Genomic DNA, 15,680 nt, shown 5'->3' on the forward strand with positions numbered 1-15,680 from the left:
CCTTACGCCTTGTCGGTGATGGACTGCACGCTCTCCTGGGCGTCCAGCACGCAGCTTTTGCAGACCGTGAACTGCGGAAACGGATACGGCATCTGCGTGGGGCCGGAGAATTGCTTGTTGCCGGTCTTGACGTCGATGCGGCCCGGCGCGGTGACCGTGATGTTGCCGCCTTCGATGACGATGCTGGCGCCCGCTGCGTTGGCGATGCGGATGCGCTTGGGCGAGGCGTATTCAATGCCGGCGTTGGCGCTGATCATGCGCAAGTCCTGCTGCGCCTGCACGGTCAGCACGTCGTGCTGCGAGATCACGTCGACCTCGCCCGTGCCGGCGATCAGGTCCAGGCCCGACTCGGCGCCGCCCTTTTGTACGCCGGCCACGATGCCCAGCGCCTGGCCGGTATGCACGCGCAAAGAGCCGACGACGGCCAGGTTGTGGTCTTGTCCGGCCGACCAATGCACCAGTTCGCCCGCCGCCACCTGCACATTGCGGCCGGCTGCCTGGGTCAAGCCGGCGCGGCCCGCCATCAGCACCAAGGGGTCGGTCAGGTGCGGCACTTTGCCGTCGACCACTTCCGTGTGCTTGGCCGAGGCATCGCCCGCCGCTCCACCGACAGCCTGGCCGTCCACCGTGCCGGAGACGGCGTGCGTCATGGCGGCCAGGGGTGCGCGTTCGCCGTCCAGGCGGCTGGCGCCCGCCGACGTGGTGCCGCGTGCCGAGGCCAGGCGCACGCCTTGGTGCGCGCCGATCACGCCATCAAACGACTGCGCCATGATGTCGGCCTGCCCGGCCAGCGCCAGGGGCGCCGCCGCGTCGCCGGCGGGTTCGCTGCCGCCGGCCGTGTAGGTGGTGAGCAGCACGCCCGCGCCGCCGCGCAAGGCGCCGAACGCATCGGTGCGCAATTCCGCGCCCACGCCGCGCACGTTGCCGCGATAGTTGCCGGCCTGGTGGATCAGGTGGCCCAGGTTCAGTTCACTGGCGGATTGCGTGGATTTGATCTGCATGCGCAACTGGCCGTCGGTGTCGTCGAAGACGATCTGGTTGTAGCCGTCGCCGCCAAATTCCTTGCTCTTGAAGCCGCTTAGCGCCGCCGCGTTGCGATGCTGTTCGTCGCCAGCCGCCGCGCCATGCCAGGCTGGTGCGTTGCCACTGGCCAGGTTGGCCTGCGCGCTGGACTTGCCGTCCGTTGCGGCCGCGTACACCTCGGTGTTCATGGGTTCGCCGGACTTGCCGCCCGGCGTGGACGGAATGCCGCCTTCGCCGCGTCCGTTGTAGAGCGCGCCAACAACTAGCGGCTGATCGATGTCTTCATCCAAGAAGCGCACCAGCACTTCCTGGCCGATACGCGGCACGAAGCTCATGCCCATGCCCGCGCCCGCCTGGCGTTGCGCCACGCGCGCCCAGCGGCTTTTAGCGAGACCATCGCCATCGGCCTGCCAATGAAAGCGCACGCGCACGTCGCCGCGCGCGTTGCGGTGGATCTCGTCTTCGCCGCTGGCCTCGGTGGCGCCTTCGGCGTTGGTAACGATGGCGGTGTGTACGCCCACGGCGGACGGCGCGCCCGCGAGCCTTGCCCCGCGTGCTGCGGCGGGCAAGGCTCGCCATGGGCGGTCGCAGCGCACGGCGCGAAAGCGGTTGGCATAGCCGACCTCGTGCGCGCGCGCCAGCACGGCGGCATCAGGGCGGCCAGCGCCGATACGTGCGTCGTCTTGATGCAGGTCGGGGCCGATGGCGTCATCGATGGCGTCGTCGATGGTGCCGTCAATGGCGTAGTGGATCACGTGGCCACTGTCCGCGCCGTGTTCCGCCTCGGAAGCCTCGTCGTCTTCAAAGCACAGGAAGTCGTCCAGCGCGCCCAGCTTGTCGGCCAGGCTGGCGTCTGCCTGCCCGGGCAAGTTGTTGATGCCGACGTGTTCCAGGCGATCCAGCGCGAAGGCGGGCTCGAACCCCGCTTCGCCCGCTGGCCCCAGCGGCGACATGTCTTGCAGCGTGAAGCGCGTGCCCGATCGGAAGGTGCGCACGTTGCCGCGTCCGATGAAGGTCTCGGCGCTGGCCTGGGCGGCCTGCATCAACAGGCTCGCCTGAAACTGCGCGTGCGCCTGGTTCAGCAAGCCGCCGTGGCCCAGCGGTTCAAACCATTCCAGGCCGGCGCTGTCTTCGTCTGAGCCATTAGCGGGGCCGGCCAGCGCCTGGCCGGTCACGGCATGCTTGCCGCTGTCATGCCACGCCAGGACCGTTACCCGCTCGGCCGCACGGCGTTGCCTGCGCACCAGGGCCTGCACGCCGTCGCGCGTTTCCGTGGCGTGCGCGCGTTGAAAGCGCACGCCCGCGCCTGCGGACTCGGTGTCTTCGGGCAAGCCACGGCTATCGGCGAAGATCAGCACGGCATGGCGCGCGGGCGCGCCGCTGTCTTCCACGGTGGTCCAACCCAGTCCCGATTCCGCAAGCAGGCGGGACAGGAAGGCGTAGTCCGTTTCGCGGTACTGCGTGGTGTAGGGGCGCGCGGGCAGGTCCGCCAGGTGGCGCTCGACATCGTCGGCGACTTTATAGGTGTAGCCCTCGTAGCTGTCCAGCACGTGGCGCACGATGTCCAGCACCGGCTGGTTCTCGTAGATGCGGCTATCGCGCCGCTGGGTGGCCAGCCACAACCAGGGCGCCAGCGTGACGCGGTAGCGCGCCTTGCCCGCATTGCCGCCCAGCATTTCGGCGGCACGCACGATGCCGCTGCGTCCGGCTTCGCTGCCGTCGGCGCGCGTGGCCCACAGCGTGGCTGGGCGCGACACCATGTCATTCAGGTCCAGGCCCGCGTCTTGCGACAGCGCCACCACGCGCGTTTCGCCCAGGTCCGACAGGCCTTCGCGCGCGACCCAGCCTTCCACTTGCAGGGACGCCAACGCGCCCTCACCGTCCAGCCGGTAAAGGCGGGACTCGGCGCTGGCGCTGCCGTTGCTAGGGTTCACAGCCATGGAGCAAAAACCTTAAGGGAGGACGTCGGTGATAAGGGCCGCATTGGGACGGTGACGGTTAAACGATGGCGATTCAGGGGTCGACGTTGGCCTGCGGCGTGGGGCATTCGGCGGCGGTGCCCCACTGGCCCGCGCACACTCTCAGCCGGCATTGCTCGCCTTCAATAAAGCTGAGCTTGCGGCATTCCTTCAAGCGCTCGGACAAGGAGGATCCCGGCATCTCGCGCATGAAGATGCCATCGGTCTTGTACACGCGGGTGCCGGGTGGCGAAGCAGGCGGCAAGCCGTAGTTCATCAATGCCGACAACAAGGCCGCATCGGTATCGGCCGGCGTGGCGGACTTGCGCGCGGGGTTGGCCTTCGGGGCAGCTGCGGACTTGGCCGCGCGCGGGGCGTCGTTGCCATGCAGCGTGCCGGCTTGCCGCGCGCGCTGTTCGGCCGCCTGGCGTGTGGGACCAGGCGCGGCCGCCGTGGCGGGCGGCGTCATCGCCAGCACGGACAGCGGATTGGAGGGTTCGCGCAAGGGTTCGGGATCGCCACGGCCCAGGTCCGCGTCTTGCGCGGGTGGCGACTCATCGATGATGGCGGCGACCTCTGGCGGTTTATCAACAGGCGCGGGCGCCACGTTGGCGACGGGCGCAGTTGAAGGCCCCGTCGCCACGGAAGGGTCGTTGGCCTGCGCCTGCAACGGCGCTGCCGTGTCCTGATGTATGAACCAAGTGATGCCGCCCGCCAACAGCGCCAGCAACAATGCCAGCGCCACCCAGCGACCCGCGCGTGTTCCACGCTGCGTCGCAAGGTGTTTGACCTCGGCTTCGGGCGCGCGCCCTTCAAGCGCGGCCAGGATGCGCGTCGGCTCGGCATCGCCACGCGCACGCGCGGAGCCACTGAGCAAACTCGGCGCGGTCGTCGTAGGGCGAGCTTCTTTTTCGTCTTCTGCCATGCGGGTTCCCGTGTCAGCAGGAGGCGTGTGCAGCCCCCCTGTAACCAAGCCCGTCGAGAATACCCGAACACCTCTTTTCGATCACTCTTCCTTGTTACGATTTCTAAGGGACCGACGCGGTTTGCAACGCCGGATCGCTTGCCTCAAGGGCGAATAGAACAAAAGATTACGCCTTCACATGAGGGACCTATCTTGTTACTGCTACTGCCCCTGTATTTTTTACTGGCGGTGGGCGTCTCCGCTCTCCTGTTTTTTCCGGCTCTGCGCCAAGGCGCGGTCCGGAGTTTGCGCGCGTGCGCACAGGGCGTGGCACGGGGCGCTACGCGCGGCGCAAGCCATGCGGGCGGTGCCGTGGGCGGTACGGCGGGCGCCGTGCAAGGTGGGCTGAAAGTGTCTGCGGGATGGGTCGCGCGGCATCGTTGGCAAGTGGCAATCGGGCTGACAGTTGTATTGCTTCCATCACTTTTTGCTTTCCTCATGCGACACAATCACACATTCGTTTACAGCCCTCAAATGACGGGTCCGGACCGCAGAATCCAGGCTTTGTTGGAGGGTGAACGGCTGGCGACACCCGCCCCCTTGCCGCCCGAAGCGTTCACCACGCGCGAAGTGGAATTGGTGCGTCCGAAGCTGGGCGGCGCCAGCCGCAATTGGGATCTGCTGGATGCCGATTTCCGTCAGCGCCTGCTGCTGGCCTACCGCATCATGCGTGAGCAGCACGGCTACGAAATGGCGCTGATCGAGGGCTATCGCAGCCCCGAGCGGCAGGAAGAACTGGCGGGCATGGGCTCGCACGTGACGAACGCGGGTGCGTTCCAGAGCTATCACCAATATGGTCTTGCCGCCGACAGCGCGTTCTATCGCGACGGCAAGATCGTCATCTCGGAAAAAGACCCCTGGGCCATGCGCGGCTATGAGCTGTTTGGCCAGACCGCCGAACTGGTCGGGCTGACCTGGGGCGGGCGCTGGAAGATGATGGACTTTGGCCACGTAGAGCTGCGCCGGCCCGGCGTGATGCAACGGTCGGGAGGCTGACCGGACACCCATGGGACGCTTGCTGAAAAAAAGTCTGCTGGTTCTGGCGCTGTTCGCGGTGGTGTGGCTGGCCGTCATCATCTGGTGGCAAGAGTCGCGCACCTTGCCCACCGGCGTGGACATCGGGCTGTATCTGTTCGCGCTGCCGCTGGCCGTGCTGGGCGCGCTGTGGCTGGGTGCGCGGGCGGTGCGTGCCGCGCGTGCGCCCAAACCGCAGCCGTTGGCATCCGCGCCCGCCGCAGACGAAGCGCCGGCGGCCTTGGCCAAACTGCGCATCGTCGCCGTGGCGGCGCGCGCAGCCGCCGGCCCGGACGCGGCGGGAATCGCGGAGGCGCTGGCTGAACAGCAACGCCCCGAGCTGGACCCTGAACTCAAGACCTTGCAAGGCTTTCCCATATTTGCGGCGCGCGTGCCGCAGTTGGATGACGTTGAACTCTACGCGGCCGCGCGCGAACGGGGCGCGCCCGCCGAGGCGCTGGCCACGGCCGGCCTGCGCGCAACGGCCCTGCTGGCCGACATTGCCGCCACGCTTACCAACGACGCACATCGCCGCGTGACCGAACTGGATGTGCCGGCTCGCGATGAAGACTGGCCCTTGCTGCGCTTTGACATCGTGCTGCCCGCAAGCTGGCCACAGGCAGCCCGCGACCGCGCGCGTGCGCAAGTGCTGGCGGCGGCCGGGGTCTGGCCCGATACGCGCGTCAGCGCCACCGAGCACGGCGCGCGCGACGCCATGGCCGTCGACATGCTGCTGCGCGAACTGGCCTCGGCATCGAGCAGCGCCGCCGACGCCCCCACATGGCGCATCGTGCTGGCCGCCGACGGTTATGTGGACCAGGACCTGGTGGCGCAATGGGACGCCGACGCCATGCTGCTGACGCACGCGAACCCGCAAGGCCGCGTGCCGGGCGAGGCCGCCGCGGGCGTGCTGCTGGGCCAGGCTCATTCCACGTCGACCGCCGACGCCACCGACGTGCATGTGGCCCTGTCACCCGTGACGCATCGCCAGAAGCCCGCCGATGCCCGGGGCGCGCAAGCCGAACCTGCCCTTGCCGACCTGACGCGCGACCTGGTGCAGCGCGCCGCCATTGCGCCCGACAGCGTCATCCACGTCATCAGCGACGCCGACCATCGCGGCAGCCGCCCGCTTGAAGCGCTGAACGTGGCCTCGCAATTGTTTGAACATCTGGACACCGCCAAGGACTGCCACGCCGTGGGCGTTGCCTGCGGCCATACCGGCGTGGCCGCATCGCTATTGACCCTGGCCGTGGCCAGCGAAGCCTGCATGCAGTCCGAACCGCAGCCCGCGCCACAGCCCCAACCCGCCGTCGTGACCCTTACCCTGCAAGACCCCGCATTGCGCTGCGCGTCCCTGGTCTACCGACCCGCCGCCAGCACTACCGCCTGACTCGGAAAATAACAGCGAAAACCATGCGTAGCCCCTCAGGATTCCTATCCCGCCTTTCCAGTTCCATGAGCGACATCCGCTATTGGAGCTCACGCGTGTTCGCCAACCCGCGCACCTTCATGGTGATCGGGTTAATCGCGCTTATCGTGTTTCTGTTCCTGTTCGCGCAGACCATGCAGATTGCGCTGGTCTGGGCCGGCCTGCTGCTGGGCGTGCTGCTCGTGCTGTGGTTATGCGTGCATCTATGGCGGCGGCGGCGCACGCGGCGCGCCAACCAGCAGTTGGGCGACATGCTGGAGCAGCAGGTGCAGACGGGCGCCGCCGCCAGCCCGGCCGCCAACCGCAATGAAATCGACGCCCTGCGCCAGCGCCTGACGCAGGCGGTGCGCACGATCAAGACGTCCAAGATTGGCCAGGCCTCGGGCAACGAAGCGCTGTATGAATTGCCCTGGTACATCGTCATCGGCAACCCGGCGGCGGGCAAGAGCAGCGCGGTGATCAATTCGGGCTTGCAGTTTCCCTTTGCCGACAAGAACGGCGCCGCCGTGCGCGGCGTGGGGGGCACGCGCAACTGCGACTGGTTCTTCACCACCGAAGGGATCCTGCTGGACACGGCGGGCCGCTATTCGGTGCACGAAGAAGACCGCAACGAGTGGATGAGCTTTCTGGACCTGCTCAAGCGCCACCGTCCCAAGGCGCCGATCAACGGCATCATCGTGGCGGCCAGCATCAGCGAACTGACTGATTCGGGCCCGGAATTTGCCATCAACCTGGCCAAGAACCTGCGCCAGCGCGTACAGGAACTGACCGACCGGCTGGAAGTGTTTGCGCCGGTGTACGTGATTTTCACGAAGGCGGACCTGATTGCCGGCTTCTCGGAATTCTTCGCCGACGCCGACCCGCGCGAGCGCGACCGCGTCTGGGGCGCCACGCTGCCTTACGGCGCCGACGAAAGCCGCGACGTGCTGACGCAGTTCGACGAGCGCTTCGACGAGCTCTATGAAGGCCTGAAGGAAATGGGCACGGCGCAGATTTCGCTGCGGCGCACCGGCCCCCTGCCCCCGGGGCTATTGACGTTCCCGCCCGAGTTCGCCGGGATCAAACCCGCGCTGCGCACCTTTCTGTCGACCCTGTTCGAGACCAATCCCTTCCAGTACAAGCCGGTGTTCCGAGGCTTTTACTTCACCAGCGCCTTGCAGGAAGGCGCCTCGCGCAGCACGTCCACCGAGAAGCTTGCCGAACGCTTCAGCCTGCGCCCGGCCACCCGCGAAGCCACGCAGGCTACGCCGTCGCACAAGGGCCTGTTCCTGCGCGACCTGTTTTCCAGCGTCATCTTCGCGGACAAGAAACTGGTGCGCCAGCACGCCAGCCCCAACAAGGTGCGCATGCGTTACCTGAGCTTCTTCGGCCTGGTGCTGGCGCTGGGGCTGGTGCTGGGCGGCTGGAGCTGGTCGTACCTGGGCAACCGGCAACTGGCCACCAACGTGCAGGCGGATCTGGACAAGGTGGTGCGCCTGCAAAGCGAACGCACCGACCTGCAAAGCCGCCTGGAAGCCATGGAGATTTTGCAGGACCGTATCGAGCAGCTTGATCGCTATTCTTCCAGCCGGCCGCTGTCGCTGGGCCTGGGCCTGTATCAGGGAGATGTGCTTAAGGAACGCCTGCTGGCCGAGTACTACAACGGCCTGCGCCAGTTCATGCTGGTGCCGGTGAAGGCCAGCCTGGAAGACTATCTGGGCCGCGTCGACGTGTCGCAGGTTGCCGCCGCTGGCGCGACAGCCACCGCCACGCCGGCCGTGGCGCAGGCGCAATCCCAAGCCCAAGCGCAACCCGCGCGCGCCAATGCCGGCGATACCTTGTTCCAGGACGCCTCGCCCACCAACGTCGATGACGCCTACAACGCGCTCAAGACGTACCTGATGATGGCGAACCGCGAACACGTGGACCCCACCCACCTGTCGGACCAGATCACCCGTTTCTGGCGCGGCTGGCTGGAAACCAATCGCGGCGCCATGCCGCGCGATCAGTTGATCCGCAGCGCCGAACGGCTGATTTCTTTCTACGTGGCGCGCGCCGCCGATGCCGACTGGCCGCAGATCGACACCAACCTGGCGCTGGTCGAGCGCACCCGTGGCAATCTGCGCAGCGTGATGCAGGGCATGCCGGCACGCGAGCGTGCGTATTCCACCTTGAAGGCGCGGGCCGCCACGCGCTTCCCGGCCATGACGGTGGCCCGCATCATGGGCGAGGCCGACGCCGCCGTGGTGGCCGGCAGCTATGCCGTGCCGGGCACGTTCACCCGCGAAGCGTGGGAGCAATACATCGAGCCGGCCATTGGCGAAGCCGCACGCCGCGAAGTGCAGACCAGTGACTGGGTGCTGGGCGTGAACGCCCGCGACGACCTCACCCTGGAAGGCAGCCCGGAGCAGATCCAGAAGAGCCTGGCCACGATGTACAAGACCGAGTACGCGCAGGAATGGCAGAAGATGCTGCGCGGCGTCTCGATCAAGCCCTTCAACAGTTTTGACCAGGCGGTGCATGGCATGAACCGGCTGGGCGATCCGCAGAATTCGCCGCTGGTGAAGCTGATCAACACCACCTACGAGCAGACCTCTTGGGACAACCCTTCGCTGATCAACACCGGCATCGCGCAAGCGCAGACGGGCGTGGTCGCGTGGTTCAAGCGCGTGATCCTGCGTCAAGGCCAACCCAAGCCGGCGGCAACGACGGCGAACGGCGAGCAGATCCCGATGGGCCCCGTGGGACGCGAGTTCTCGGACGTGGCGCGGCTGGTGGTCACGCGCGACAACCAGTCGCTGATGGGCAATTACATGACCGCGCTGTCGAAGATCCGCACGCGCTTCAACCTGATCAACAACCAGGGCGACCCCGGCCCGGGCGCGCTGCTGCTGATGCGCCAAACGCTGGAAGGCAAGGACTCCGAGCTGGCCGATGCGCTCAAGCTGGTCGACGAGCAGTTGCTGGCGGGCCTGACCCCGGCGCAACGCGAGACCCTGCGGCCGTTGCTGGTGCGCCCGCTGATCCAGGGCTATGCCGTGGCGATGCAACCGGCACAGACCGAGCTGAACAAGGTCTGGAACGCGCAAGTGTTCCAACCCTTCTCGCAAAGCCTGGCCGACAAGTACCCGTTTTCGACCAAGGCCGGCATCGAGGCCAGCGGTGAAGAGATTGGCCAGGTCTTCGGCCCGCAAGGCAGCATTGCCAAGTACGTGAACGACACGCTGGGCCCGCTGACCGTGCGCCGGGGCGACATCCTGACCGCGCGCACCTGGGGCGACATGGGCATCGACCTGCAACCCTCGTTCACCGCCAACTTCGCACAGTGGGTCGCCCCGCTGGCCGGTGGCGCGGCGGGTTCCGGCGCCGCCAGCCAGCCGCAGACGCTGTTCCAGATTCAGCCCAAGCCGGCCAGCGGCGTTACGGAATACACGATTGAAATCGACGGGCAGCAACTGCGCTACCGCAACACGCCACCGCAATGGGTGAACTTCGTGTGGCCCAACGCACAGGGCGCGCCGGGCGCGCGCATCACGGCCACCGCCTTTGACGGCACTGTGGTCGAGATCGTCAATGAACCCGGCCGCTTCGGCCTGGAACGCCTGATCTCGGGATCGCAGCGCAAGCCCAATGCCGACGGCAGTTTCGAGATGAGCTGGACCAAGTCCAACATCACGGTGCCGGTCAAGCTGCGCATCATCAGCAACGCCCAAGCGGCCAGCGCCGGCGGCACCGAGCCGGGCAGCCAAGGCCTGCGCAACCTGCGCCTTCCCGCCACGGTGGTGGGCGCTTCCCCTCAAACCCCCGTCGCCCCGACGCCTGCCGGAGCGCAGCAATGAGCCATCCGCAGTCACCCATGTTCCGTACGGCATACTTCGGCAAAATCCCGTCGCGCGGCGACTTCGTCAAGAACACCTCGCACCCCCAGCTGATGGCGACGCTGGATGCATGGGTCGCCAACACCATGGAGATCCTGGCGCAGGATCCCCACTGGAAGACGCTGTACGACGAGGCCCAGCCCGTGCCCTTCGCGGTGCTGGGCTCGCGCGGCAAGCTGGCCATAGCAGGCCACTTGCAGCCCAGCCGCGACCAGTCCGGGCGGCGCTTTCCGTTCATCACCGCGACTTCGGTGGAAGTGGCGCGCCCGCTGGATTTCATTGCGCGCAGCCCGCTGGCGTTCAGCCGCATGTGGAACCGCATGGGTAGCGCCGCCGCGCAATTGATGCTGCCCGGCGACCCGGCCGCCGCGCTACAGACGCTGAACGATCTTGAAGGCGAAATCCGCACCGCCGCCGACGATGGCTTTGACGCCTTTGTCGACCTGCAAACCATCGAGCGCGTCGAGGCCATGCTGCGCAGCAACGGCCATGCCGCCAGCGTGCACGACATTGTGTTGGCGCTGGGCATACTGCTGGCGCCCGTGATGTCCAGCGGATCATCGCAGTTGGACACGGGCCTGGCCCTGCCGCTGCCGGACGACCCGCTCTACATCAATCTGGTCGCCACGTACTGGATGACGCTGATTGCGCCGTTCCTGACCCGCGCCGACTTCGAGATTGCGATGTTCGTTGGGCAGGTGGCGGGCAAGCATCGGCTGGTGGTGGGCTTTCGTGGCGCCTCGCCGCAAACGCTGGCCAGCCTGCTGTCCACGCCGCAGACCTTGGCGCAGCACTACATCGTGCTGGAAAGCGCCCCCTGGGTGCGCGACCACGTCAGCGCCAGCCATGGCCTGGCCAAGCTGTCGAGCTATCTGGATCAACCGCGGCTTTCCTTGCGCCAGGCGCTGGAAACGTTCCGCGAAGTCTTTATCGGAGCCTAGCGCATGCGCACGCTTATTCTTGCCCTGGCCGCCGCCCTGTCCTGCGCGGCCCATGCCCAGGATGCCGCCACGGTGGTTCCGGCCAACGTCATTCCCCAACCCGGCCAGGTGGTGGCCAGCGGCGCCGTGCCCGACGAGGCCACCAAGGCCGACGTGCTGGCGCGTCTGCAAAAGGTCTATGGCGTGGGCAACGTGATCGACCGCATCGACGTGGGCGGCGTGGTGGCGCCGCCAAACTGGTCGCAACACGTGAGCAAGCTGCTGGACAGCCCGCTCAAGCAGATCAACCGTGGCCAGCTTGAAATCGACGGCACGCAGATCCGCCTGCGCGGCGAGGTCGACAACGAAGCGTCGCGGCAGCAGATTGCCAGCACGTTCGCCACGTCCTTGAACCCCACCTACAAGATCGTCAACGGCCTGCGCGTATCGGCCAGCAAGGACGAACAGGATGTGCTGGACAACCTGCTGAGCGACCGCGTCGTGGAGTTCGAGACGGGCAGCACGCGCCTGACCTCTCGCGGCCGCGAACTGCTGGACCGCGTGGCCGACGCGGTGCCCAAGCTGCGCGCCGACAAGATCCAGATCATCGGGCATACCGATAGTTCAGGCAGCCGCAGCACCAACCTGGCGCTAAGCCAGGCGCGCGCGGATGCGGTGCGTGATTATCTGGTGGACAAGGGCCTGCCGGTCTCGCGCTTCGAGGCCATGGGCGCAGGCCCCGACCAGCCGGTGGCCACCAACGCCACGGCGGAGGGACGCGCGAAGAACCGGCGCATCGAGTTCCGCGCCGCGCGCTGAGGCGGCGCTGGGCGTGAAGTTTCGGCCTTGAGGCTTCGGATTCGGCTTGGGCTTGGGCTTGGGGGCTTCAGGCCCCGGCCGTCAGGAGTTCTCGCCCGCCTTCTTGATGCCCAGCAACTCTTCCAGGCCCGACAGGGTCTCGTCGTTCTTGACCACGGTGCGCAGCCACAGGTGCAAGGACATCTCGCCCCAGCTTGCGGCTTTGTCGGCCAGATAGGCGACGGGGCTGTGCGGCTCGGTGCGGCGGAAGAAATCGGCCACCTCGCGCAACTGCGCCAGGGCTTGCTCGCGCGTCTGGATCGGGCCGCGCGCGGCATGCGGCACGGCGTCGCCGGCCGGTGCGGTGGAAGAGTTTTCGGCGCCGGGGAATGCGTTGACAGCAGTCAAGGTGGGCTCCACACGGGTGGGAACGGCGGGCGCCCCCTGAGTCGACGTTGGTGTCGGCGCTGGCGTGATGTCGGCGCGCACCAGCAGGCCCGCGTCGCGCGCAAACCGGTGCGCCAGTTCGGTAACGTTGCGCAGCGCTTCACGCACCCGCGAAAACGCCGGGCTCTCGTCGCCCAAGCGCTCGTCCAGCGTGCGCTCAAGCTGCGCCAGCGCCTGGGCGCAACCCTCCAGTTGGGTGTCCAGTTCGGAATAGAACGACGGCGGGGTGTCGCGCCGCGCGGCATCAAAACGGTCAAGCGTGAGCTTGCCCCGGGTCAGTTCGTTGGCATTGTCGGGCGTGCGCTTGACGGCGTTGGCCAGTTGGCTGGCGGCTTCCCACAGCACCGCGCCGTAACGCGCGCCGTCGGCCTGCGTCAGCGGAATCTCGCCGATCAGTTGCTGCGAACGCGACAACAACCACGCCAGGTTGCCCACGCGCTGCTGCACGTCGCCATCCTCGGGCACGGGATGCAGGCCTTCCCAATAGTCGCGGCACAGGCCGTCGATCAACAGGTAGCCGTCGCGCAGGCCCGCAAAGCCGCGCGTCTTGGCCCAGGCTTCGGCCAACCACGAGGCAATGCGGATGTCCTTGCTGCGATTGCGCAAGACTTCGGAACAGATGCGCGCGACTTCCGGCCAATCGGCTTCTTTCAGGTCTATGACCCAATCGCCCTGGTCCAGCTGGGGGTCGTCGTGCCGACGCGCTTCGCGGATGGCGTCGAACTCGGGGGAAAACACCAGGTCCACGCCGCAGGGCGCATCGCCGGGTATCGGTAGCAACAAAGCGTTGATGTCGGTCATATCGCAATGGAGAGGTGACGAAAGCTGGCGGCAGCAAGCCCAGACAGGCGATGCAGACGGGCGGCCAGCGGCGGCAATGGCGGAAATCATCCCACATTCGCTTACGCATAACGTTCAAAGATGACACGTCCTATTACAAGGCGCATCACGATGCATCGTTATTATTTGCGCTCCTATCCCAAGGAGCGTCCATGACGACGAAATCGATTCGTATGCTGCCCAACGGGCACTTCATTGCCGGCGCACCCCGCCGTGCGCCCGACGGCACCTATGTAGGCGGCGAAGGCCCCATCACCCGCGCGCCCGACGGCAGCTACGTGGCCGGCACCCCGCAGCGCGCACCGGACGGCACCTACAAAGGCGGCGGCGGCCCCGTGCGCATGGCGCCCGACGGCACCTTCGTGGTCGGGCCCGCCCGGCGCGCGCCGGACGGTACGTATCTGTAGGCCCCCGCTGTAGCTCAAGCTGTAGCGCATGCTGTCGCTCAAGCTGTAAGCCCAAGCCATAACACCAAGCACTCGCCCAGCCATGTCCCAACGCTCTGTTATCCGCAAAGGCGACAAGACGTCGCACGGCGGCGTCGTCGTGACCGGCGATGAAACCGTCATCATCTTCGGCCAACCCATGGCGCGGGTTGGCGACCGCGTCACCTGCCCCAAATGCGGCGACACACACACCATCGTGGAAGGTGTGCAGAACGTCAGTTCAGACCGCATGACGGCGCTGGAAGGCATGCGCACGTCCTGCGGCGCAACACTGATCGCCAGCCAGAATTTCTATCAGCTTGAGTTTGGCTAGGGGCCGGAACCCTTCCTCCCGCTATTGGCCGCACACCAATAATCGGAGTACCGTGCATAAGTATGGGAGGCAGCAATTCCCCCATGCACTACGGAGGGACCCAGCTCATGGTCATTGGTCGACCTCAGCGGCCGGCGGTCCGAACGCCCTCGATGCTTCGCGCTTTATGCGGCATTGCTTTGTTGTGGATGCTGGCAATCGCCAGCGCCTGGGGCGAAACCCCACCAGATAGCGCCCAGCGGCGATCCGCCATCGTGCTATCCCTGGACGGCATCGTCGGCCCCGCCACGGCGGATTATCTGATCCGCGGCCTGGCTGCGGCGCACGCACAGAATGCCGCGGCAGTCATCTTGCGTATCGACACGCCCGGCGGGCTTGATACGTCGATGCGCGACATCATCCGCGCGATACTCGCGTCGCCCGTCCCGGTGATTGCCTATGTGAGTCCCAACGGGGCACGCGCGGCCAGCGCCGGCACCTACATCCTTTACGCCAGCCATGTCGCGGCAATGGCGCCTGCCACGAACCTGGGCGCGGCTACGCCCGTTGCCTTGGGCGGTGGGTTTCCCAAGCCGGACGAGAAAGAGCCCGGGTCTGGCGACAAGCCCGCCGAGACGTCGTCCGATAAGTCGCCCGAGACGTCGCCCGCAAAGTCTGCCGATAAGGCCACAGATAAGGCCACGGACAGCAATGGCGACAAGTCCTCGGCAAAGCAAGCCGTAGACAAGCCACCCGCAGCGGCCCCCAAGAACGCCAGCGAATCCAAAGCCATCAACGACGCAGTCGCCTACATCCGTTCACTGGCTGCCTTGCGCGGGCGCAATGCCGACTGGGCGGAAGACGCCGTGCGCTCGGCGGCCAGCCTGTCAGCCCGCGAAGCCCACGCGCAGCAGGTGATTGACCTGATCGCCGACGACATCCCGGACCTGCTGGAACAGGCGGATGGCCGCACCGTCAGAGTCGGCAATTCCCAGATTGAACTGCAAACCAAGGGGCTGCAGGTACAGCACAGAGAACCCGATTGGCGCACGCGCCTCCTGAGCGTCATCACGAATCCCAACCTGGCGCTCATGCTGTTGATGGTTGGTGTGTACGGCCTGATATTCGAATTCATGAACCCGGGCGCCCTCTATCCCGGCGTGGTCGGCGCGATATGTCTGCTGGTCGGACTCTACGCCTTGTCCGCGCTACCACTGACCTATGCCGGACTCGCGCTTGTCTTGCTGGGCGCCGCGCTCATGGTGGCGGAAATATTCACGCCGTCGATCGGCATTCTGGGAATAGGAGGCGCCATCTCCTTCGTGCTGGGCTCGCTCTTGCTGGTCGACACGGAGTCACCCGCCTACGAGGTATCGCTTCCGCTCGTGGCGGGCGTGGCCGTGGCAAGCCTGGGGATGACGTTCCTGATTGCCCGGCTGGCGCTGCGATCACGCCGCGCGCCGATCGTCAGCGGTGCCGAAGCGCTGATCGGGCAGCGCATCAAAGTGCTTAGCTGGAACGGAGAACAAGGCCATGTCGCCGCGTCCGGAGAACGCTGGCGGGCGGTTGGCCCCGAGGGCCTGGCGCCTGGCGACACGGTAGTGATCGCGGCCGTGCACGGTGTCACCTTGCATGTGCGCGCGGACACCCCTCTTTTGCCGCCCGAGCCCACCCGGGGAGGATGAAGCCTCA

11 protein-coding genes are annotated in these 15,680 nt (G+C 66.7%); 8 read left to right on the top strand and 3 right to left on the bottom strand.

Annotated elements, in window-relative coordinates; all coding sequences use genetic code 11:
* Positions 1 to 2: 2 nt before the first annotated feature.
* A complete protein-coding gene (locus tag CVS48_RS02165) occupies positions 3 to 2,963 on the bottom strand; it encodes a type VI secretion system Vgr family protein (protein ID WP_100853062.1) in 2,961 nt (986 codons plus the stop codon).
* Between the two features lie 73 nt (positions 2,964 to 3,036).
* Positions 3,037 to 3,906: a hypothetical protein gene (locus tag CVS48_RS02170; RefSeq protein WP_100853063.1), complete on the bottom strand. Its 870-nt coding sequence runs from the start codon at positions 3,904 to 3,906 to the stop codon at positions 3,037 to 3,039.
* 192 nt (positions 3,907 to 4,098) lie between these two features.
* On the opposite strand from CVS48_RS02170, the gene CVS48_RS02175 reads away from it, so the two are divergent.
* From CVS48_RS02175 to CVS48_RS02195, 5 genes are all read left to right on the top strand, one after another.
* The gene (locus CVS48_RS02175; RefSeq protein ID WP_404976451.1) at positions 4,099 to 4,941 is read left to right on the top strand and encodes a M15 family metallopeptidase; all 843 of its coding nucleotides are present in this window, start codon (positions 4,099 to 4,101) and stop codon (positions 4,939 to 4,941) included.
* A 10-nt stretch (positions 4,942 to 4,951) separates the two neighbouring features.
* Positions 4,952 to 6,349 carry a hypothetical protein gene (locus CVS48_RS02180; protein WP_100853064.1) on the top strand — a complete coding sequence of 466 codons (1,398 nt, stop codon included), beginning with the start codon at positions 4,952 to 4,954 and terminating at the stop codon, positions 6,347 to 6,349.
* Positions 6,350 to 6,414: 65 nt separating this feature from the next.
* Positions 6,415 to 10,206 (top strand): type VI secretion system membrane subunit TssM, encoded by a 3,792-nt coding sequence (gene tssM / locus CVS48_RS02185; protein WP_242001120.1) that lies wholly within the window; start codon positions 6,415 to 6,417, stop codon positions 10,204 to 10,206.
* On the top strand, positions 10,203 to 11,186 hold the full coding sequence (tagF, locus tag CVS48_RS02190; RefSeq protein WP_100853065.1) for a type VI secretion system-associated protein TagF: 984 nt from the start codon (positions 10,203 to 10,205) through the stop codon (positions 11,184 to 11,186). Before tssM ends, tagF begins: the two co-directional genes overlap by 4 nt.
* A gap of 3 nt (positions 11,187 to 11,189) precedes the next feature.
* Positions 11,190 to 11,984 carry an OmpA family protein gene (locus CVS48_RS02195; protein ID WP_100853066.1) on the top strand — a complete coding sequence of 265 codons (795 nt, stop codon included), beginning with the start codon at positions 11,190 to 11,192 and terminating at the stop codon, positions 11,982 to 11,984.
* Positions 11,985 to 12,065: 81 nt separating this feature from the next.
* Here CVS48_RS02195 and tssA read toward each other — a convergent pair whose 3' ends face one another.
* The gene (gene tssA / locus CVS48_RS02200; RefSeq protein ID WP_100853067.1) at positions 12,066 to 13,211 is read right to left on the bottom strand and encodes a type VI secretion system protein TssA; all 1,146 of its coding nucleotides are present in this window, start codon (positions 13,209 to 13,211) and stop codon (positions 12,066 to 12,068) included.
* A gap of 191 nt (positions 13,212 to 13,402) precedes the next feature.
* On the opposite strand from tssA, the gene CVS48_RS02205 reads away from it, so the two are divergent.
* From CVS48_RS02205 to CVS48_RS02215, 3 genes are all read left to right on the top strand, one after another.
* Positions 13,403 to 13,657 (top strand): hypothetical protein, encoded by a 255-nt coding sequence (locus CVS48_RS02205; RefSeq protein ID WP_100853068.1) that lies wholly within the window; start codon positions 13,403 to 13,405, stop codon positions 13,655 to 13,657.
* An 82-nt stretch (positions 13,658 to 13,739) separates the two neighbouring features.
* Positions 13,740 to 14,009, top strand: coding sequence for a PAAR domain-containing protein (locus tag CVS48_RS02210; RefSeq protein ID WP_100853069.1), 270 nt, complete (start codon positions 13,740 to 13,742; stop codon positions 14,007 to 14,009).
* A 152-nt stretch (positions 14,010 to 14,161) separates the two neighbouring features.
* Positions 14,162 to 15,673 (top strand): NfeD family protein, encoded by a 1,512-nt coding sequence (locus CVS48_RS02215; RefSeq protein WP_167400936.1) that lies wholly within the window; start codon positions 14,162 to 14,164, stop codon positions 15,671 to 15,673.
* Positions 15,674 to 15,680: the final 7 nt, after the last annotated feature.

The sequence above is a fragment of the Achromobacter spanius genome (assembly GCF_002812705.1).
Classification (GTDB): Bacteria; Pseudomonadota; Gammaproteobacteria; order Burkholderiales; family Burkholderiaceae_B; genus Achromobacter; species Achromobacter spanius.